The 20994-nt window shown below is 75.2% G+C and carries 14 protein-coding genes; 10 read left to right on the top strand and 4 right to left on the bottom strand.

The features are described 5' to 3' along the window. Positions 1-4: 4 nt before the first annotated feature. From ACIO5E_RS33560 to ACIO5E_RS33550, 3 genes are all read left to right on the top strand, one after another. Complete coding sequence (locus ACIO5E_RS33560) at positions 5-1327, top strand: MFS transporter (RefSeq protein ID WP_400675297.1); 1323 nt, start codon at positions 5-7, stop codon at positions 1325-1327. Positions 1328-1371: 44 nt separating this feature from the next. Then, on the top strand, positions 1372-2184 hold the full coding sequence (gene ddaH, locus ACIO5E_RS33555) for a dimethylargininase (protein ID WP_400675294.1): 813 nt from the start codon (positions 1372-1374) through the stop codon (positions 2182-2184). A gap of 123 nt (positions 2185-2307) precedes the next feature. Continuing rightward, entirely contained in the window at positions 2308-2529 is a 222-nt protein-coding gene (locus ACIO5E_RS33550; RefSeq protein ID WP_400675291.1) for a hypothetical protein, read from the top strand. 86 nt (positions 2530-2615) lie between these two features. Here ACIO5E_RS33550 and ACIO5E_RS33545 read toward each other — a convergent pair whose 3' ends face one another. Then, positions 2616-5798 (bottom strand): AfsR/SARP family transcriptional regulator, encoded by a 3183-nt coding sequence (locus ACIO5E_RS33545; RefSeq protein ID WP_400675289.1) that lies wholly within the window; start codon positions 5796-5798, stop codon positions 2616-2618. Positions 5799-6056: 258 nt separating this feature from the next. On the opposite strand from ACIO5E_RS33545, the gene ACIO5E_RS33540 reads away from it, so the two are divergent. The 3 genes from ACIO5E_RS33540 to ACIO5E_RS33530 all read left to right on the top strand — a co-directional run bounded on the left by ACIO5E_RS33540 (position 6057) and on the right by ACIO5E_RS33530 (position 8816). Further along, entirely contained in the window at positions 6057-7130 is a 1074-nt protein-coding gene (locus ACIO5E_RS33540) for a hypothetical protein (RefSeq protein WP_400675286.1), read from the top strand. 344 nt (positions 7131-7474) lie between these two features. Continuing rightward, on the top strand, positions 7475-8170 hold the full coding sequence (locus ACIO5E_RS33535) for an LPXTG cell wall anchor domain-containing protein (RefSeq protein ID WP_400675284.1): 696 nt from the start codon (positions 7475-7477) through the stop codon (positions 8168-8170). Positions 8171-8285: 115 nt separating this feature from the next. After that, complete coding sequence (locus ACIO5E_RS33530; RefSeq protein ID WP_400675282.1) at positions 8286-8816, top strand: hypothetical protein; 531 nt, start codon at positions 8286-8288, stop codon at positions 8814-8816. Between the two features lie 72 nt (positions 8817-8888). On the opposite strand, the gene ACIO5E_RS33525 is transcribed toward ACIO5E_RS33530, so the two are convergent. The 3 genes from ACIO5E_RS33525 to eccCa all read right to left on the bottom strand — a co-directional run bounded on the left by ACIO5E_RS33525 (position 8889) and on the right by eccCa (position 17056). Beyond that, positions 8889-9767, bottom strand: a complete 879-nt coding sequence (locus ACIO5E_RS33525; protein ID WP_400675280.1) for a chitosanase — start codon at positions 9765-9767, stop codon at positions 8889-8891. Positions 9768-9865: 98 nt separating this feature from the next. Beyond that, the gene (locus tag ACIO5E_RS33520) at positions 9866-12841 is read right to left on the bottom strand and encodes a hypothetical protein (protein ID WP_400675277.1); all 2976 of its coding nucleotides are present in this window, start codon (positions 12839-12841) and stop codon (positions 9866-9868) included. A gap of 198 nt (positions 12842-13039) precedes the next feature. Beyond that, positions 13040-17056 carry a type VII secretion protein EccCa gene (gene eccCa / locus ACIO5E_RS33515; RefSeq protein WP_400675337.1) on the bottom strand — a complete coding sequence of 1339 codons (4017 nt, stop codon included), beginning with the start codon at positions 17054-17056 and terminating at the stop codon, positions 13040-13042. Between the two features lie 202 nt (positions 17057-17258). Here eccCa and eccD point away from each other — a divergent pair, with 202 nt between their 5' ends. The 4 genes from eccD (at position 17259) to ACIO5E_RS33495 (ending at position 20978) form a co-directional block, all read left to right on the top strand. Next, positions 17259-18626, top strand: coding sequence for a type VII secretion integral membrane protein EccD (gene eccD / locus ACIO5E_RS33510; protein WP_400675275.1), 1368 nt, complete (start codon positions 17259-17261; stop codon positions 18624-18626). A 52-nt stretch (positions 18627-18678) separates the two neighbouring features. Beyond that, on the top strand, positions 18679-20157 hold the full coding sequence (gene eccB, locus ACIO5E_RS33505) for a type VII secretion protein EccB (RefSeq protein ID WP_400675273.1): 1479 nt from the start codon (positions 18679-18681) through the stop codon (positions 20155-20157). A gap of 104 nt (positions 20158-20261) precedes the next feature. After that, positions 20262-20594: a hypothetical protein gene (locus ACIO5E_RS33500; RefSeq protein ID WP_400675270.1), complete on the top strand. Its 333-nt coding sequence runs from the start codon at positions 20262-20264 to the stop codon at positions 20592-20594. Positions 20595-20678: 84 nt separating this feature from the next. Next, positions 20679-20978 (top strand): hypothetical protein, encoded by a 300-nt coding sequence (locus ACIO5E_RS33495; protein WP_400675268.1) that lies wholly within the window; start codon positions 20679-20681, stop codon positions 20976-20978. Positions 20979-20994 lie beyond the last annotated feature (16 nt).

The following is a 20994-nucleotide window of genomic DNA, read 5'->3' as shown; positions in this document are numbered from 1 at the left end:
CGCGATGTCCGTCACCACCCCCGTCACGGCTCCGCCGGAGCCGTCCCGCGGCCGCTGGGGGCTGTGGGCACAGGCCGACTTCCGTCGGCTCTGGATCGGTGAGACCACCAGCGGCCTCGGTACGGCGGTCGGCAACGTGGCGCTGGCCCTGGTGGCCGTCGTCACCCTGGGCGCCAGCCCGCTCGCGGTCGGCCTGCTGACCGCCTCGGCCTGGCTGCCCTGGCTCTTCCTCGGCCTGCCGGCCGGTGCCTGGGTGGACCGCTGGCCCAGGCTGCGGGTGATGCTGGTCTGCGACCTGCTGCTGCTCGTCCTGTTCGTCAGCGTGCCGGTGGCCGGCTGGCTCGGTGTGCTGACCATGGCCCACCTGGTGCTGGTGGCCCTGCTGACCGGCGCGGTGAAGGTGTTCTTCTCCACCGCGTACGGGGCGGTGCTCCCGTCGCTGGTGGCCAAGGACGACGTGCTGGAGGCGAACGTCAAGCTGCGCTCCGGGGAGTCGGCGGTGGAGATCGCCGGTCCCGGCGCGGCCGGCCTGCTGGCACAGGTCTTCGGCGCGACCAGCGGCCTGTTCGCCGACGCGGTGAGCTACCTGGTCTCGGCGGTCTGCGTGGCCCGGATCACCGTGGTCGAGCAGCCTCCGCCGCCGTCGCAGCGGCGGGGCATCCTGAAGGAGATCGGCGAGGGTGTGGGCTTCCTGGCCCGTGACCCGTACCTGCGGACGCTGGCCTGCTTCGGGGCGGTCGGGAACCTCGGGCTGAACGGCATCCAGGCCGTCCAGACGGTGTTCCTGGTCCGCAGCGTCGGCATCGAATCCGGCGAGGTGGGCCTGGTGTTCGCGGTGGTGAGCATCGGCGGGCTGGCCGGCGCGGCGGTGGCCGGGCGGGTGGCCCGGCGGCTGGGCAGCGCCCGCGGGCTGCTGCTGTGCGAGCTGGTGGTCGCGCCCTTCATCTTCCTGCTGCCGATGGCCGGCGACCAGCTGCCGCTCGCGGTCAGCGCCTGCGCGTGGTCGGTGGCCGTCTGCGGCGTCGTGGCCGGGAACGTGTTGGCCGGCAGCTTCTACCAGTCCTACTGCCCGCCCGCGATGATCGGGCGGATCAGGGCCAGCGCCTCGACGGTCAACTACAGCGCGATCCCCCTCGGAGCGCTGCTCGGCGGCTGGCTCGGCGAGGTGCTGGGCCCGCGCACCACGATCTGGATCATGGCGGGCGTGCTGCTGTCCGCGGGCGCCGTGCTCCTGGCGAGCCCGCTGCGCGGAATGCGCGACTTCCCGGCGCGCCCCGCGCACGACGCGCACCGTGCCCACGACGCGCGGCCCGAGCCCGCCGGCTGACCCCGCACGCCCCGCCCCGCACGCCCGAACCCCTGGAGCATCCGATGACCCGCACCGCCCGCCCGCGCCACTACCTGATGTGCCGTCCGACCCACTTCGAGGTCACCTATGCGATCAACCCGTGGATGGACCCCGCCAAGCCGGTGGACACCGGCCTCGCCGTCGCCCAGTGGGAGCGGCTGTACGCCCTCTACGGCGAGCTCGGTCACCGGGTGGAGCTGATCGACCCGCTGCCCGGCCTGCCCGACATGGTCTACGCGGCCAACGGCGCCACGGTGGTGGACGGCAAGGTGCTCGGCGCGCGCTTCCGCAACGCCGAGCGGGCCGCCGAGGGCCCGGCCTACCTGGAGTGGTTCCGCGCCCGGGGCTTCGAGACGCGCGATCCGGAGCACGTCAACGAGGGCGAGGGGGACCTGCTGCTCACCGCGGGATTCGTGCTGGCCGGGCGGGGCTTTCGCAGCGTGACCGAGGGGCACGCGGAGGCCCAGGAGTTCCTCGGCCGCCCGGTGGTCGGCCTGGAGCTGGTCGACCCGCGCTTCTACCACCTGGACACCGCGCTGGCCGTGCTGGACGGCGACGAGATCATGTACCACCCGGAGGCCTTCTCGGCCGGCAGCCGTGCCGTCCTGCGCCGGCTGTTCCCGGACGCACTGCTGGTGGACGGCGCCGACGCGGCGGTGTTCGGCCTCAACGCGGTGAGCGACGGCCTGCACGTGGTGCTGCCGGAGGCGGCCGTCGGCCTGGCCGCGCGGCTGCGCGAGCGCGGCTTCCGACCGATCGGGATGGACCTCAGCGAGCTGCTCAAGGGCGGCGGCAGCGTGAAGTGCTGCACCCTGGAGATCCGCGCGGCGGCCTGAGCGGGCCGGGGTGATCACCGGTGCTCGACCGTAGATCCGCCGTTGAACGCTCCCGGCCAGACTGGTGCCACACCACGACGGAACCCCTTCCCACCAGGGAAGAGAGCCAAGGGAGCACCAGAGATGACGCAGCGTCCGGCCACCGCCCCCACCCGCCTCCGCCTGTTCACGGTCGGCCTCGGGGTGGTCGTCGCCCTGGGCGCCGGCCTCTCCGCCACGGCTGCCGTGGCGGAGCCGGCCGGCACCGGGACGGCGACGGTGGTGAGCGGCGACGCCACGCCGACGCCCACCCCCACCGGCACCGGGCACGGCAGCACCGGCGACTGGAACAGCACCGGCTCCTGAGCACACCGGGCTCCAGCGCGCGCTGGGCTTCAGCGCACACCGGAACCGGCGCAGGATCGATTCTCCAGCAGACCGTCAGCAGCCCGTCAGCGGCCCGGCCCGCAGCCCGTCACCGAAGCGCCCGCCGCCCCCCGGCCACCGCCCCGACGCCCATCCGGGATGGACGGGACGGACACGGCCGAAGTGACTGAACCGACTGAAGTGGCCGAACCCTCCTCCCAGGGCAGCAGTCCCGCCACCTCCCCCGCCTCCGGCAGCCCCAGCCGGACGAAGATCCGGTGCGCCTCCCGCAGCCGGTCCCACGCCTCGGCCTCCCGCCCGAGGTCCGCGAGCGTCCGGCCCAGCACCACCAGCGCCTGTCCCTGGTCCCGCTCGGCGCCCAGCTCCTCGCACAGCACCAGCGCCTGCCCGGCGTGCTCCAGCGCCTCGTCCGTCCGGCCCAGCGAGCGCAGACTGTCCGCCATCCGGTAGCGGGCGTGCGCGGCCCGGGCCGCCAGACCGGCCGCCGAGGCCACCGCCAGGCACTCGCCGAACCAGGTGACCGCCTCCTCGTGCCGCCCCAGCCCGTGCAGCGCCAGCCCCAGCACGTACAGCGTGTACGCCCGGCCCGGATCGTCGTGCCGGGTCCGCAACTCGGCCAGCACCTCGTGACAGATCGGCACGGCCTCGGCGGCCCGCCCGCTGCGCACCCGGGCCAGTGCGGCGTTCACCGTCGTCACCAGCGCACCGGAGCGGTGGCCGAGTTCGCGGGCCAGCAGCAGCGCCTCGTCGTAGTGCTCGACGGCCTCGTCGTAGCGGCTGAGGAACTGGCAGACCAGGCCGAGGTCGTTCAGCGCCTGGCGCAGGATCACCGTGTCGCCGGCCGAGCGGGAGGCGGCCACCGCCAGCCGGGAGGACACCTCCGCCTCCTCCAGCCGGGTGGCGGCCAGGGCGACGTTGCCGCGGAGGAAGTGCGCCCGACCAGCTGCCCGGTGGTCGGCGCGATGGACCGCGGCGGCGGCCAGCGCCTCCGCGGTGGTGGCCAGCTGGCGGCTGGGCGGGGCGAGGACGAACGGCGTGAGCGCGATCAGCAGGTCGATCGCGGCGCGCAGCGGGTCCGGTGCCGCACCGTCGGCCGGGGCCGGCGGCGCGGACGCGGTGTCGTCCGCGACGGTCCAGCCCGCCACCTGCGCGGCCAGCGCGATCGCCCCGGAGCCCTCCGCCTCGGCCCACGCCCGCGCACCGTCCGGGCCGTCCAGGCCGACGCCCGCGCCGCGGGCGGGCCCGAGCGTGCCGGCCGCCGGATCCCCGGGGACGGCGTGCTGGAAAGCCGTGCACGCGGTGGCCAGCAGGTGGTCCAGCATCCGGTCGCGGGCCGCCACGACCGCGCCGGGAGCGTCCGGACGGCGCCGGGCGAACGCGCGCAGCAGGTCGTGGAAGCGGTAGCGGCCGGGGAAGGGCGACTCCATCATCGCCACGTCCACCAGGGCCTCCAGCAGGTCCTCGGCGTCGTACTCGTCCAGGTCCAGCAGGGCGGCCGCGGCGTGCAGCCCGATGTCCGGCCCGTCCACCGAGGCGACCAGCCGGAACGCCCGGGCCTGGGCGGGCGACAACTGGCGGTAGCTCAGTTCGAAGGCGGCCTCCACCTCCAGGTCGCCGATGCGCAGCTCGTCGATCCGCCGGCGCTCGACCGCCAGCCGGCGGCCCAGCGTCTGCACCGTCCAGCTCGGCCGGGCGGCCAGCCTGGCCGCCACGATCCGTACCGCGAGCGGGAGGTGGCCGCAGACCAGCAGCAGCTCCCGGGCGGCCTCCGACTCGGCGGCCAGCCGCTCGGCGCCGATGGTGCGGCCCAGCAGTTCGAGCGCCTCCTCGGGTTCGAACACGCCGAGGTCGGCCTGGACGGTCGCGGGCACGCCGGACAGGCGGGTGCGGCTGGTGGTGAGCACGGCGCAGCCGACCGCGCCCGGCAGCAGGGGTCTGATCTGCGCGCTGTCATGGACGTTGTCGAGCACCAGCAGCAGCCGCCGGCCGTCGACCACCGAGCGGAACAGCGCCGAGCGGGCGTCCAGCCCCTCCGGCACCGCGTCGGCCGGCACGCCGAGCGCCACCAGGAAGCCGCTGAGTACCGCCTCCGGGTCGGCCGGGGTGGCGTCGGCGCCCCGCAGGTCGGCGTAGAGCTGCCCGTCCGGGTAGGCGTCGCGGACCCGGTGGGCGACGTGCAGGGCCAGCGCCGTCTTGCCGACCCCGCCCATGCCGACCACGGTCGCGATCACCAGCGCCTGCTGGCCCGGGGCGTCCAGGGCCCGGCCCAGCCGCTCGACCAGGACGGTACGACCGGTGAAGTCCGCCGCGTCGGGCGGCAACTGGGCCGGCCTGGGGGACGGTGCGGAGGCCCCGGCGGGTGCGGCGGCCCCGGCGGGCGCATCCGCCACCGTCACCGCAGGGCCGGTGGGCGGGTCCTGCGGCTCGATCCGCGGCGCGGCCGGCTCCACCGGCCCGGAGAGGAGCACCGCGGACGGCGTCGGGGCGGCGAGCGACGGGTCGCCCTCCAGGATCCGCTGGTGCAGCAGGTCCAACTCCGGCCCGGGCGCCACCCCCAGTTCGGCCAGGAACAACTGCCGCGCGCTCCGGTAGACCGCCAGCGCGTCCGCCTGTCTCCCGGCCTGGTACAGCGCACGCATCAGCAGCCCGTACGCCCGTTCGTGCAGCGGGTGCTCGGTGGTCAGCGAGGTCAGCTCCGGAATGCACCGGGAGAAGCGCCCCAGCGTCAGGTCCAGGGCGATCCGCTCCTCCAGGAGCGTCAGCCAGAGCTCCTGCAACCGCTGCCGCTGCCGCTGCGCGAACGGACCGGGGATACCGGTCAGCGGCTCGCCCTGCCACAACTCCAGCGCCTGGTTCAGCAGGTCACGGGCCTGCTGCGGCTCTCCGGCGGCCGCCGTGCGCTCGGCCTGCGCCGCCAGTTCCTCCGCCTGCGCCGCGTCCACGGCGTGCTTGGGCAGCACCAGCCGGTAGCCGTCCCCGACCGAGGTCAGCACGTTCGTCGCGTCCGGCTCCTCACTGCGGAGGATCTTGCGCCACCGCCAGGCGTACGTCCGCACCGTCGTCATCGCGGTGCCCGGCGGCTCCTCACCCCACAGGGCGTCGATCAGGTCCGTGGCGCTCGCGCCGTGCCCCGGCCGAAGCAGCAGCACCGCCAGCATCGCCTGCTGCTGGGGACTGCCGACCTTCAGCATCGTCGTGCCGCGCTGCGCCCGCATCAGTCCCAGCACGGAGAACCGGAATTCACCCATTCCTGCACCTGCCCGCTTCATGTGCTCGCCCCCGCCCGCGCACGTGCCCGCCCCCGATCGATGAGCTCCTATCAACCCACGGGCCCGGCGGGATGTCGAGAGACTGTAGAGCCGGTGGTGATCCCGTGTTGATCGTTCGTCACCACAATCACTGGTGTGGCGCCCGCAGTCGGCCCGGCGAGAACCGCCGGACCCCGCCACACCCCGGTCGTCCTGCCGCCGTCCGGGCGACCCCCACAGCCTCGGAGGCGGACGCCGATGAACACCGACCTGCTCTACCGGCTGCTCGACGTCGACCCGGCCGCCGGACCGGTCGAGCTGCTCCACCGTGCCCGCGGCGCCCGCCACCTCCCGTACCTGGTGCTCGCCGCGCTGGCCCGGGACGGCGTCCGGATGGGCGAGCACGCCCGGGCCGAACTGCAGCGCGCCCGCGACCGGGTCGACTGTTACGCCCGGATCGCCCGCGACCTCGTCGACGCCACCGGGGTCCGCCCGATCCGCGACCTCCCGCTGGCCGGCTACTACCCGCCCGACCTGCCCCGGCCGCTGGGCGAGCTCTCCCTCGTCAGCCCCACCGAGGCCACGCTCTGGCAGGCCGTCAACCGGCTGGTCACCGACCACCCGGTGGAGTCGGTCGAGGTCACCCTGCTCGGCGAGCGGCCCCGGCACACCGCCGTCACCCTGCGCTGGCCGGCCGAGGACCCGCTGCTCGACCCGTGGTACCAGGTACGGCTCGCCACCGCCGCGCTCACCGGCGACCTCGCCGCCGTCCCGGTCCGCCCCTACCTGGCCGCCGACGACCACGTCGAATGCCTGATCGCCCTCGCCGAGGAGGGGCTCGGACGCACCTTCCGCGCGGACGACGTGATCGACGTGGCTCGCCTGGCCGGGCAGCCCTTCGAACCCGTCGAGACCGCCGCGGTGGTCGCCGCCTACCGGCTCGCCCCGGAGACCGTCGCCCTCCTCGACCTCGCCGCCGAGCACGTGCCCCTGGGCTCCCTGCGGGGCGTGCGCACCGTCCTGGAGGCCGAGGTCGCCCCCGAACTCCACCGCCGCCGGACCCTCGCCCGCCCGCTCCGGCCCCGCCACGGCACCCTGCTGCGCCGCACCGTCATCCGGCACCAGTGGGACGAGGCCCTCCTGCTCCCGGCCGGAGCCGCCACCCTGCTCCTCACCCCCGTCGCCGACTACCTCCTCACCCCGGACGGCACCCGGCCGACGGAACCCGAACGCACCGCCGCCCTCGCCGCCCTCGCCGCCTGGGACGCAACGCCCCCCGGCACCCCGCACCCCGCCCCCTGCCCCGGCCTGTCGGAGCCGCGCCATCGCTGACCACGCCGCCCTCCGCCCGGGGCCCGCCGCCCACCGGTCGTCGACGACCGGCCGACGCCGCACCGGGCCCGCGCCCCCGCCCGCCGCGAGGAGCTTGTTCGAGGGGATCGCGGTCGGCCGGGACCGCGTGGATGGGGCGAGCTGGGTGGGAGCCGGGGTGGGGTGAACCGGATGTGGCACGCCATCCGTGCAGGGGGCGAGAGCCCGGGTTGTGCTGCCTTCGCTCGCTGCCGCCACGGCCTGCGACGGTGGTCCGGGCTCGCTGCCTCGTGTGCTCCCCTGCCATCCCCGAGGGGAGCGCACGAGGTTCACCGGTCGACGAATTTCCGAGGAGAAGAACACTGATGAGGCACGTACGACGGGCGGCTGCGGTCACCGGGGGCGCGGTCGCCGCCCTCGCGCTGGCCGGCACCGGGACCGCCTTCGCCTGGAATCCGAGCGACGCCTCCCTGGAGGTCGGGTGTCGGGCGGATGCCGGTCACGTCGAGCTCGTCCTCGGGAACAAGTACAAGGCCGCGGGCGACTACACGCTCAGCCTGGTCGGCGGGACCGAGCAGTACCACGGCAGGATCGAGGCGAACGGCACTGCCAAGGTGACCGTCAGCTACTCGGGCAAGGGCGACACCTGGCGCTACACCCTGGCCGACACCCACGTGGACAAGAAGGTGGCGGACGTCCCGCTCTGCCCCTCCGCCACACCGACGCCGACCGGGACCCCGACCGGCACTCCGACGCCCACCGGCACGCCGACCACCACCCCGGCCGTCCCGGTGACCCCGAGGCCGACGCCGACCACGTCGGTCCCGGCCTCGCCGAGCGCCACGCCCTCGGCGACCGTCCCGACCTCGCCCGCAGCTCCGACCTCGCCCGCCGCCAAGCCGGGCGCCACGCCCGGCTCCGGGACGAGCGCGGCGCCGGCCCTGGCGCAGACCGGTGGCGGGGACGACACCCCGCTCGCCCTGGCCGGTGGCGCGGTGCTGGCCGCCGGTGCGGGCCTGGTTCTCGCGGCCCGAAAGGTCGCCGCCAAGCGTCGCGCCTGACCGGCCGTCACATGGAGTGCCCGCGGGCACCGGTACCCGGGGCAGGTCCCGGGGCGCCGGTGTGCGCGGGCTTCGACGGTGGGGATCGCGGCCGGTGCCATCGGAAGGGAGCGAGATGTTCGTCGACGGGTCCTGGCGGATCACGGTGTCCGGCAAGGACGCCGACTTCGACCAGCGGGCGGTGGCGGTCACCCCGTACGGCACTCTGGTGCTGCCCGGCAGGGTGGGGGAGTCGCTCGTGGTCAACGCGGACTCCTGGGAGCTGCGGCTCGAACACCTCTGGCCGGGCCGCGGCTGGCGGCCGGACGTCGAGGTGGTGCCCGGTCCGGTGGTCACCGCGGGCGGCCGGCGGAGCCGGGAGGTCCGTGCCCGGGACTGCCACTGGCCGGGTGTTCCCGGCGACGACCGGCCGCGCAACCTCGTGCTGTGCCTCGACGCTCTGGACGCTCTTGACGCCGAAGTGCCGTCCGTACGGCGGCGGACGGCCGGGGCGATCGACCCGGCCTCGACGCCGCTCGTCCGGACCGGGTCCGATCCCGGGGGCGCCGTGCGGGGGGCGGCGGAGCGGCGGGAGACGCCGGTGGAGCGGACGGCTCCGGGTGGGCCGACGGGCCGGACCGCTCGGCGGGCCACCACCGGCTGGTGAGGTGCGTGGGGACGTGACGACGGAGGGGTGGCTGCCCGCGCAGCCGCCCCTCCGTCGTACCGGCGCGCCCCGTCAGCTGTCGATCTTGAAAGACTCGCCGTAGACCTTCCACGCCAGCGGGGGCTTGAGGTCGAGGTTGCCCGCGCGCAGGAAGACCAACTGCTCGGTGTCCACCCGGTCGGTCTCCTCGTGGGCGGCCTCGGTCTTCATCGCGGCCCGGCGGGCGTCGAGGAAGGCGGCCAGGTAGGTCTTCTCGTCGCCGCCCTGGGCGGGGGTCCTGGCCTTCTTCATGGCGGCGGCGCGGATGCCGCCGAAGCTGACCGGCTCGTTGCCGGGGCCGTGCATCACGATGGCGTCGTAGTAGATGAACTGGCCGAGGGCGTGCAGCCCGTCGGTCTGGGCCTGCATCACGGAGGGGCTGAAGTAGACCCGGTCCCGCTCGTCCACCTGGGCCTGCTGGAACACCGGGTCCTGGGCGGACTTCTTCCAGTCCGCCGTGAAGCTCGGGTCGAGGCCGGCGTGCGACGCGGAGCCGTCGAGCTTGCGCAGCGCCGGCAGGTACTTGCTGAGCGGGTTGCCCGGTTTGAGCTTCTCGTAGTGCTCCAGCAGGTCGAGCATGTCGCCGGTGCCGGAGCAGAATCCGACGATGCCAGCCGTGTAGCCGCGGCCGTCCTTGATGTCCTCGATGTAGGCGAACTGGGCCTTCCAGTCGAGTGAGGAGTTCTCCGCGCTGGAGACCAGCTGCTGGGCGATGTCCTTCAGGTGGGGATCGTTGAGGCCGTCCCCGGTGGCGGTGGTGGCGGTGGTGGCGGTGGCCCCCGGCTTGGGAGGCTGGGTGGTGCGGTGCGGACGGGCGTTGGCGATCGTGCCGGTGATGGCGGTGATCAGCACCGCGGCCATGGCGACGTACAGGGCCTTGGGCCGCGACGGCCGGGCGTGTGCGGACGGCATGCGTTCTCCGGATTCGGTGGGCGGTAGGGGCGGCCGGTGTCCGGAGCACTCCGGACACCCGAGAACCGCCGCCGGTCCGTTCGGCCCTGGGGGCCCGGTCAGACCTCGGCGGGCGGATCAAGGTCGGGGGCGGGGGACGGGTCGGGTGCGGGGGAGGAGGCCGGTTCCGGGAGGACGGCGCCCGGGGTGAGACGGAAGCGTTCCGGGCGGGCGACCGTCCGGCGGTCGACTGACGTCACCTTGTCCCGGCGTTCCAGCCAGGCACGCAGCCGGTCCCGCGCGCTGCGGTCCCGCTCGGCGTCCGGGCCGGCCGTGGACGGGCCGGTGGCCTCGCGCAGCAGCACCCGGGCGGGCCGGGCCCCGCCGTCCCCCGGGACGACGTCGACCACCACGAAGCCGGTACCCGGCGGGAAGGCGACCTGCGGCACCTCCCGGTCGTCCCCGAAGACGGCGGTCCGCCGTCCGGTGGTCGACCAGACGGCGAACTCCACCGGGGCACCGAGCTCGGCCGCGGGCGAGGCCAGGCCCGCGGTCGGCCCCGGTTCGACGAGCGCCAGGCCGACCGGGAAGGCGTCGAGTGCCTCCGGCGCCACGTCGGCACCCAGCAGCACCGGGCCGTGGTGGCTCGGCAGCCGGCGCAGGCCCGAGCCCAGGCAGGTGAGGTAGGGGCGCAGCGGCCCCACGGCACCGCCGCGCGCCTCGGCGAGGAGGGCGGCGCGGTCGGCGGGGACGCCGGAGTCCTCGTGGTGCAGCAGAACGGCCACCAGGTCGGCCTTGAAGTCGTCCCGGCCGGTCGACCGCAGGCCCGGCAACCGGGTGACGGCCGGCTCCACCCGCCCCGCGCAGCGGTGGTAGTGCTCGCCGAGCAGCAGCCGGAAGGCGTCCCTGTCCGCCGCGGCGCTGACCGGTGCCAGTGGCAGGACGTCCTCGGGGGTGAAGTACCGAGCGGCGAGGGCGGGGGGTACCGGCTCGGGTTCGGGCTCGGGTTGGCGGGCTGCCGGAGGCGAGGGTGCCGGCGTGGCGACGGGCTCCGCCGCCCGCGTCCCGGGCTCATCGGGGGTGTCCGCCGCCGTGACCGTCGTGGTCGGCACTGGTTCCTCGGCGGCGAACTCGCCTGCGGGGGCTGCTGGTCGGGACACTTCGCCGTTGACGCCGTTGACGCCGTTGACACCGAGACCGGTGGGCGGCTCGCCGGTGTGTCCGGCCGACGCCTGCGCCACCGGCGCCCCGGTGACGAACCCGGCCCCGCCGGAGGCGGGTTCAGGGGTTCCGCCGCTCGTGGCGGGCCGACGGGCTCCTCCCGGCTCCGGGAGCGGCTCGGCGGCGAACCGCACGGCCGTGCCGCCCGATCCGGGCGCGTCACCGCTGGTGGCCAGACCCACGGGCGCGGTCGGGACGCCGACCGCCGCACCAGCCGGCGCCGGAGCCTCGGTGGTGAACCCGGCCGTCGCACCAGCAGGCGCGGTCGTCTCCGTGGCGAACCCGGGCGGCTGCACCCGCGCCCCCGGCGCGGGAAGGGCGAACCGCTCGGCGACCGGGGCCGGGACGGTCCCCGCCCAGCCACCACCGAGCGCGTAGGAGGCGTGGGCCGCGCCGCCGGGCCCGGCCGGTCCGGCCGGATCCCCGGTGGCGGGCCGGGCCGGCGGGTTGAGCCACAACAGGCCGTGCATCCGGGCGAAGAACCGGGCGCTGCTCTCCGACGCGGAGTCGACCAGTCCGTGCAGCAGCAGCCCGAACCCGCGGGCGCCGGGGGCCGGCAGCTGGTCGAGCAGGGCCCCGAGTTCCTCCCAGACCTGGTGCGGGATCAGTCTGGCCTGCTCGCCGACGACGATCAACGGGCGGGCCGGGTCCGGGCGCAGGAACCGCGGAGCCCAGGCGTACGGCGGCTCCGGTCGGAGCCAGAGCCCGGCTGGTACGGCTTCCAGGCCCCAGAACGGAAAGGCGCGGAAGAGCCCCGGCCCGACCGTCTCCCAGCCGGCGGCGGCCCTGCGCCAGGCGGAGCTGACGGTGTCGTGGCGACCGGACGAGCTGAGGCGGAGCAGGTACGGCTCCCAGGAGGCGACGCCCCGGTGGTCGAGCACGGCGGTGGTGTAGCCGCCGCTGCCCGCGACCGGCAGCCCGACCGCGCTGTGGACGGGGCGTCCCAGCCGCTCGGCCAGGCTGCCGGACAGCAGGGCCAGTGCGCCCGGGTCGGCCCACGGCGCGCTGACCAGGAGCTGGTCGGAGCCGACCGGCAGGGACAGCGCGGCCTCGGTGAACTCCTCCGGGTCCAGCGCGGGTCGGGCGGGTGTGCCGACCAGCAGCGGGGTCGTTCCGGGGGGTGTCGCGAGCTGTTGGAGGAAGGGCATCGGCCCCTCGGGGCGGGCCGTGACGTGGTTGAGCCAGAAGCCGGTGGCCAGCCGGTGGACCGACACCGAGGCGGGCAGCGAGCCCGGCGGGGCGGGGGCGACGGCCCGTTCGGGGGTCGGTCCACCGGTCGGCGCGGGCCACGGGCCGGGAACCGGGCGGGCGGCCCCGGCCTCGACCGGGCCCGTGGCGGCGGCGGTCTCGCGCAGTCGGCGGGCTCGGCCTCCGGGCGGGCAGCTCCACCAGGTCGCGGGCTCGGTGGAGCCGTTCGGGGCGGTGACCTTGAGGGTGCCGTCGGGTTGGACGGCGACCATGCCGTCCGGGGCGACGACCGTGATGCCCGCCCTGTCGGCCACGACTTCGGCCGGGCGGCGGCCACCCGGGCCGACGGCGGCCAGACCGGAGGCGGCCAGGATCAGGCTGGAGGCGCCGCGGGCCCGGGCGATCGTCCCGAGCTCGGCCATCTGCTCGCGCAGCACCGGTGCGGCGTCCGCCGCCGCCGCCACCACGACCAGGGCGTTCGGGACCGGCCGCAGGTTGCCCAGGGCCGCCGACAGCTCGTCGTCGGTCACCTCGGGCGGGGCGATGACGAAGTGCGGCCCGAGCCCGCGCAGGATCGAGCGGCCGCCGCGTCGGGCGGGTGCGGTGGCGGGCGGGGTGCCGCGGCGGCCGAACCAGCGCCGTGGGGCCGGTGCGTTGTCGGTCGCCTCGGAGCCGGCCGCGCTCATCGCGGGCTCCGGACGGCTGCGAACGGCTCCGGCGGCTGTCCGGCGGCTGTCCGGCGAGGCTCCACCTCGGCCATTGGCGTCTGCCTCCCTGGTCGGTCATCAGGGCCCGCTCGGGCGGACCTCGCCCAGCTACACGGGATCGCCGGGCACCCGGTTCATCGGATGCCCGGCCGATCCCGCGGCCCCGCGGCGGGGATCTCAGGCGCTCTCCGCCCCCTCCGGCTCGGGAACCCGTGCGGTCTGCAGTTGGACGGTGCGCCGCCGGGTGACGTGCAGCGCCCGGCCGGGCGGCAGCACGCGGGGCTTGACGTTGCCGAACAGCACGCCCTCGCTCGGCGGGCAGGACAGCAGCACCGCAGGGGTGTTGACCTCCTGGAGGCGGCGCATCAGCGGGTCGCTCAGGGAGCGGCCGGCGCCGTTGGCGCCGCGCGCCACGATCAGGTGCAGGCCGAGCTCGGTGCCCTGGGCGAGGTGGTCGAGCAGCGGGGCGAAGGGATGGCCGGTGATCGGAGCGGTGATCAGGTCGTAGTCGTCGACCACGATGAACAGCTCCGGGCCGGTCCACCAGTCCCGCAGCTTCAGCCGGGCAGGGGTGATGTCCCCGCCGGGCACCCGTCCCTCCATGGCCCGGGCCGCGCCCTGGACGACCTGCTTGAGGACGTCCACCGCGACGGCGTAGCCGAGCCGGTACTCCTCGGGGACGGAGTCGAACAGGCCGCGCCGGAAGTCGATCAGCATGATCCGGGCCTCGGCCGGGGAGTAGCCGGAGGTGATGCCGTTGATCAGCAGGCGCAGCAGGTTGGTCTTCCCGGACTCGCTGTCGCCGATCACCGTGAGGTGCGGGGTCTCCTCGAAGTCGTGCCACAGCGGCGCGATCTGGCGGTCCTCCAGGCCGAGCGGCACCCTCAGCCGTCCTTCGGCGGCGGGTAGCGTGGCCGCCTCCAGCAGCAGCGGGAGCATCCGGACCTGCGGGGCGCGTGGGCCGGTCCAGTGGTCGTTCACGGCCTCCACCAGCCCGGCGACGCCGTCGGCGAGGTCGCTCGTGTCGCCGACGCCGTCCATGCGCGGCAGCGCGGTGAGGAAGTGCAGCTGCTCGTCGGTGAGTCCGCGGCCGGGCACCTTGGGAACGGTGGCGGCGGCCCGCATGTTGATCATGGAGTCCACGCTGTCGCCCAGCCGCAGCTCGAACTTGGTGCCCAGCTGGTCGCGCAGCGCGCTGGTCACCTCGGCCCAGCGGGTCGCGGTGACGATGAGGTGGACGCCGTAGTTGAGGCCCCGGCCGGCGATCAGGCCGAAGACCTGCACCAGCTCGCCGAACTCCTGGCGCAGCGTGTTCCAGCCGTCCACGACCAGGAACACGTCGCCGTGCGGATCGTCGGCCAGCTCCGGGTCGCCCGCCGCCCGGCGACGCCGGAAGGAGGCGGCCGAGTCGATGCCCAGCCGGGCGAAGCTCTGCTCCCGGCGGGCGATGATGCCGTTGATCTCGGCGATGGTGCGGCTGACCCGCTCCGGATCGTGCCGGCCGGTCACCCCGCCGACGTGCGGCAGGTCGCGCAGCGCCGACAGACCGCCGCCGCCGAAGTCCAGGCAGTAGAACTGCGCCTCGCGCGGGGTGTGGGTGAGCGCCAGGCCGGTGATCAGGGTGCGCAGCAGGGTGCTCTTGCCGCTCTGCGGGCCGCCGGCGATGCCGACGTGCCCGCCGGCGCCGGACAGGTCGGCGGTCAGCAGGTCGCGCAGCTGCTGGAACGGCCGGTCGACGACGCCGATCGGTACCGACAGCCCGCCGCGCTGTGGCCACCCGTCCGTGGTCAGGCCGTGCTCGGGGTGGGGGGAGAGCGGCGGCAGCAACTCGTCGAGGGTCGGCGGCACGTCCAGCGGCGGCAGCCAGACCCGGTAGGCCGGCGGGCCCGCGTCGGTCATGCGTTCGGCGGCCAGCTCCAGCAGGGTGTGGGTGGCCTCCTCCTCCAGCACCTCGGGCTCCTCGACCTCCACCACCGGCTGCTGCCGGGGCGCCACGTACTCGGTGCCGTACGGCACGATCTGCCCGGCCACCGCCGCCTGCCGGGCCGCGGTGGGCCGCTGCTGGCGGTACGGCCCGGACACGTAGGCCGCCTTGAACCGGGTCAGGGTGGCGATGTCGCTGCGCAGGATGCCGTTGCCGGGCTGCGTGGGCAGGTGGTAGGCGTCGGGGACGCCGAGCACGCCGCGGCTCTCCATCGCGGAGAAGGTGCGCAGGCCGATCCGGTAGGACAGATGCGACTCCAGGGCGTGCATCCGGCCTTCGTCCAGGCGTTGCGAGGCGAGCAGCAGATGGACGCCGAGGGAGCGGCCGAGCCGGCCGATCATGATGAACAGTTCCATGAAGTCGCGGTGGGCGGCGAGCAGTTCGGAGAACTCGTCGACCACCACGAACAGCGTGGGCAGCGGGTCCAGCTTCACGCCGGAGGCCCGGGCCGCCTCGTAGTCCAGCAGCGAGGTGTAGTTGCCGGCCGAGCGCAGCAGCTCCTGGCGGCGCATCATCTCGCCGTGCAGGGCGTCGCGCATCCGGTCGACCAGGGCGGCCTCGTCGGCCAGGTTGGTGATCACCGCCGAGGTGTGCGGCAGTTGATCCAGGCCCAGGAAGGTCGCGCCGCCCTTGAAGTCGACCAGGACGAAGTTGAGCGTCTCCGAGGAGTGGGTGAGTGCGAGGGCCAGGACGAGGGTGCGCAGCAGCTCGGACTTGCCGGAGCCGGTCGCGCCGATCAGGAGTCCGTGCGGGCCCATGCCGCCCTGCGCGGACTCCTTGATGTCCAGGTCCACCGGAGTGCCGTCCGAGCCCAGGCCCAGCGGCACCCGCAGGCGCTGCTCCTTGGACCGGCCGGACCAGGCCTGGCGGACGTCGTGCCGGTGCAGGTCCTTGATCCCCAGCAGCGAGGTCAGGTCGAAGTCGGTGGCCAGCGGCTCGGCGCCGTCGGTGGAGTCGTCGAGCCGGTAGGGCGCCAGCACGGCGGCGTAGCGTCGGGCCGCCGCCGCGGTGAACGCGTCGGGGCGGCCGAGCGCGGTGATGCTGTCCTTGCGGTCGCGGTCCGAGCCGACCAGCTCCAGCGCGCCGTCCGCGGTGATCCGCAGCCGCAGCCGGTGCTTGGCGTGCTTCCACTCCAGCGCGTCGTGCGCGTCCAGCACGGTCGCGTTGCGGTAGCCGGCGAGCGAGGCCCGGCCGGAGGTGGGCAGGCGCACTCCGTCGACCACGATCAGCGTGTACGGCTCCTCGCGGCCGGGCTGCGCGTCCGGCTCCCAGGGGCCGCGGGCGGCGAACTCGGCGCCGAGCAGCTGCTCCAGCTCCACCATCGAACCGGCCACCAGCCGGACGGGGCCGGCGCCGTCGGTCTCGTTCGGGTGCAGGGCGTGCGGCAGCCACTTCAGCCAGTCCCAGTCGGCACGCCGCTCGGGTGCCGCCACCACGCCGATCCGCAGTTCGTCGGGGGCGTGGAAGAAGGCCAGCTGCGCCACCATCGCCCGGGCCAGTGCGCGGGCGGACTCGGTGGCGTCGGCCGCCTCGGCGCCCGGAGCACCGGTCCCGGCCGCACCGCCGCCGGGAGCGCCCGCGGCCTCCTCGCCCGCGCCGACCCGCAGCAGCACGTGCGCGTAGCCGCGGACGTGTACCGCGATCGGCTGCTCGGGCAGCGTGCCGTAGGCGTGGATGAACCGCCGCAGCGCGTGCGCGCTCAGCGGCTCCAGGTCCTCGACCGGCTTGGTGGCCAGCGGGGCGAGCCGGACGGCCAGCCGCTGCGAGCCCACCGCGATCCGCACGTCGCCGAAGTCGGGGTGGGCCGCCCGGCGCTCCCACAGCCGTGAGGTGCGCACCATCGAGGCCAGCGCGGCGGGCTCCGGGTGCCGCCAGGCCAGCGCCCGCTGCTGCTTGACGGTGTGACGCCGGACCTGGCGGCGGATCTGCGACAGGTAGCGCAGGTAGTCCCGGCGTTCCCCGCGCAGCTGCCGCTTGCGGTCGCTCTCGCCCCGGATCATCTGGGTGAGCAGCATGCCGACGGCGGACAGGCCCATCATGCCGATCGCGACGTACGTCAGCGGGCCGCCCGAGGAGTTCGGGTTGAGGAAGATGAACACCATCGACAGCGAGCTCAGCGCCATCGGCGCCATGGTGAGCATGGTGGACAGCCCGCTCTGCGGCTCGGGCAGACCGGGTGGCTCCTGCAGCTGGATGTCGCCGTCCGGCATCTCCGGCCCGGAGCGCCTGGGTGGACGCTCAACCACGACCTGACTCAACGGGCCTCTCCTCACACACGCGTGGACTTCTCCGCCCCAGGGCACGGAGCGCGGTCCCGGAAGGTTCAGCGAATCGGTGCGGATTCCGGTGAACCGCCGCCGCCGGTGTTTCCGTGCAGCCGGGCGAAGGCCCGCAGACCGGAGGAGGGAACGCATGAGTGGTGGAGCCGTGGCCGGCCTGTGCAGACTGAGGTTCCGTGCGCCCGAGTCGGCGTTCGAGCTGGCCGTGCCGTCCGACGTGGTCCTGGCGGACCTCGTTCCGGCCGTGCTCGGGCACGCGGGCGCCGAGACCGAGGAGGCGGGTGCCGAGCACTCCGGCTGGGTCCTGCAGCGGATCGGCGAGGAGCCGCTCGACGAGGAGCTGACGCTGGAAGCGCTCGGGCTGCGCGACGGCCAGGAGCTCTTCCTGCGCCCGCGCACCGCCGAACTGCCTCCGGTCCACTTCGACGACCTGGTCGACGGGGTGCGCAGCGGCATGCTGGAGCGCCGCGACTCCTGGCGCCCGGCGCTCACCCACCACCTCGCGGTGGCCGTCGCGCTGGTCGCGCTGGCCGGTGGCCTGGCGCTGCTGTTCCTGCCGGGCCCCGCCCAACTGCGCTGCGCGACCGCCGCGGTGATCGCCGTACTGCTGCTGGTCGGCGCCGGCGGTGCCACCCGCACGGTGGGCGACGCCGCCGCGGGCACGGCCCTGGGCGCCGCCGCGATCGGCTACGCCGTCACCGGCGCCACCCTGGTGCCCGGCCTCGCCGGCACGGACCGGCTGCTGTCCGGCGGGTCCGCCGGCGCCGGGGCCGCCGTGCTCGCCCTCGCCGTGGCCGGCGCCTCGGCGCCGTTCTTCCTCGCCGTCCTGTTCACCGGCCTGGTCGCCCTGGGGGCCGGCGTGCTGGCCCTGCAGGACGTGCCGCCGGGGCACTCCGCGGCGATCCTGGCCTGTGCCGCGGTGCTCTCCGGGGCCTTCGCCCCGGGCCTCTCCTTCAAGATCGCGGGGCTCAGGGTGCCCGCGCTGCCGCGCAACGCCGAGGAGCTCCAGGAGGACATCGAGCCGTTCCCGGCCGAGTCCGTCCTCGCCCGCGGCGACGTCGCGGACGGCTACCTGACCGGTTTCCTCGCCAGCATCGGGCTGGTCTGCGTCGCCTGCCTGACCCTGCTGACCGACGCGGACGGCTGGGGCCCGGCCGCGACGGCCGCCGACCTCGCCGTGCTGCTCCTGCTGCACGCCCGCGAGATCGGCAGTCTCCGGCAGCGCCTCGCCGTGCTGCTGCCCGGCCTGTACGGGCTGGTGCTGCTGGCCGGCCGGTTCGGACTGGGGGGCGAGTGGCAGGACCGGCTCGCCCTGCTCGCCGCGCTGCTGGGCGCCGCCGCGGCCATGCTGGTCGTCGCCTGGACGGTGCCCGGCCGCCGGCTGCTGCCCTACTGGGGGCGTGCCGCCGATCTGCTGCACTCCCTGGCCGCCGTCGCCCTGCTGCCGCTCGCCCTGCAGAGCCTCGGCTTCTACCACCTGATGCGGGGCATGGCCGGCTGACGCCCCGCCCACCGCCCCGACCGTCCGAACCACCGATCCCGGAAGAGGTCCCATGCAGTCCAGACGCGACCAGGTGCAGGCCCACCTGTTCGTGATGAGCCGGGTCTCCTCCGGGATGCTGCGCGCCGAGCCGGACGCGCCCGACACCCCCGTCGCCCGGACCACCCGCGGCGCCGTGGTCGGGCTCGCCGTCGGCCTGCTGATCGGTGTCGGCGCCGGGGTCTACGGGCTCGTCAAACCCGGCGGCGCGACCGGCTGGCAGAAACCCGGCACCTTGGTGGTGGTCGAGGAGAGCGGGGCCCGCTACCTGTACGCCGGCGGTCAGCTGCGCCCGGTGCTCAACCAGGCCAGCGCCCGCCTGCTCGCCGGGGACCAGTTCCGGTCGGCGACCGTCAGCGCGGCCTCGCTCGACGGCGTTCCGCGCGGGGCGGTGGTCGGCATCGTCGGCGCCCCCGACGGCCTTCCGGCCGACCGGGACCTCGGCCAGGCCGACTGGTCCGCCTGCGCGGTCCAGGCTGCCCAGACCGCTCAGAGCGGCCAGACCGCGCAGGGCACGCGGGCCCCGGCGCAGCTGTCCCTGGCGATCGGCCTGCGCCGCGGCGCCCGGCCGCTCACCGACGAGCAGGCCGTACTGGTGGCCGGACCCGACGGTTCACCCCAACTCGTCTGGCGGGGACGGAGGTTGCGGGTGGACGCCACCAACGGCGGGCTGCTCGCCCTCGGCTACGGCAGCGCCACGCCGTATCCGGTGACCGCAGGCTTCCTCGACACCCTTCCGGTCGGCCCGGACCTCAGGGCGCCCGAACTGCACGGGCGGGGCGCGGCCGGCCCCGCGCTGGCCGGCCGGCCCACCAAGATCGGCCAGGTGTTCACCGGCCCGGGCGGCGAGAACTACCTGCTCACCGAGGACGGGCTCGTCCCGCTCGGAGAGACGCTGTTCCGGCTCGTCCAGGGCGATCCGCGCATCCAGCAGGAGGCCTACGGCGGTGCGCCCGTCACCCTCGGGCCGGTCGGCCCGGCCGACCTCGCGGCGCACAGCGCCCCCGCCGCCGCCGCGGCCGCCTGGGTGGGCGCCGAACTGCCGAACCGTCCACCCCAGTTGGCGACGGTGGGGCACGGGCAGGTGCCCTGCGCCGACCTGCGCCCCACCGCCGGCCCGGCGGCGGTCACGGTCGGCCTGCTGGACGCCGCCGTGGTGGCCGGACAGCCGCCGGCCGCCCAGCCGGGCGTCACCCCGGCCTGCAACGGGGCCGACCGGATCGTGGTCCGGCCGGGCGGCGGCGCCCTGGCGCGGGCCGTCACCGGATCCGGCGCCGGCTCGACCCTCTACCTGGTCACGGACGCGGGGGTGAAGTACCCGCTGCCCTCACCCGCGACCGCCAGGCAGCTCGGCTACACCAAGGCCGCCCCGGCGGCCGTCCCCACCCGGCTGCTCGGCCTGCTGCCCACCGGGCCGAGCCTCGACCCGGCCGCTCTCACCAGCGGCGGCGTGGTCGAGACGCCCACCGGCACGAACCCCTGCGGGGGCTGAACCCGAGGGTCCGCGCGTCCGTTCACTATGCCGGGCCGCGGACCCCTGACCCACCCGGAGGCGCCGGCGACCGGCCGGCGCCCGCATCAGAGAAGGGATGTCGCATGGCCGGCAACAACATGCTCAATGACCCGTTGGTCGTCCAGCACGTGCTGACGACCGTGGAGTCGCAGGACCAGCACATGCAGGACACCCAGCGCCAGATCCACGCCATCGTGGAGGAGGTCAACGCGCACTTCCAGGCCGCCGCCAGCACCGTCTTCTGCCAGAAGATGGAGGAGTGGCAGCGCAAGTACGACGAGGTCCGCGCGCAGTACGGCAAGTTCCACGAGCTCCTCACCAGCGGTGCGGGCCTGATCCAGGGCGCCGGCCAGGACTCGGTCCAGGTCGTCTCGGGCCTCGGGGTCGGCGACGACATCGTCAAGGGCCTGAGCTGACGCGGGCCGGCGGGCCGGACCGCCGGCGCACCCACCGGCCGGGTCAGGGCCGGGACCACCACCGCCCTTCGAAGGAGAGCAACGATGTCCGACGGCAGGATCGAACTCCACCACCACCAGATCGAGGAAGCCGCCGCGCTGCTGCGCCAGCAGGGTGAACTCATGCACCAGATGATGGAGCAGACGCGCACCTTCCTGACCCAGGGGCTGGGTCACGAGCTGCACGGCACCTACGCCGACGGCGGCCAGGCGTACGCCGATGTGCTGGCCAGCGCCGACACCGTCATGGGCGAGGACATCACCAAGGCCGCCGCGGCCCTCGACGAGGTGCACGGCCTCATCCGCGACTCGGACAACCGGGCCGGTTCCAACTTCCAGAGCTAGGCCCGGGTGAGTCGCG

Source organism: Kitasatospora sp. NPDC087314 (assembly GCF_044744365.1).
Lineage (GTDB): Bacteria > Actinomycetota > Actinomycetes > Streptomycetales > Streptomycetaceae > Kitasatospora.
The sequence above is the reverse complement of the archived record's forward strand: the minus strand, read 5'-3'. Positions and strand labels throughout refer to the sequence as shown.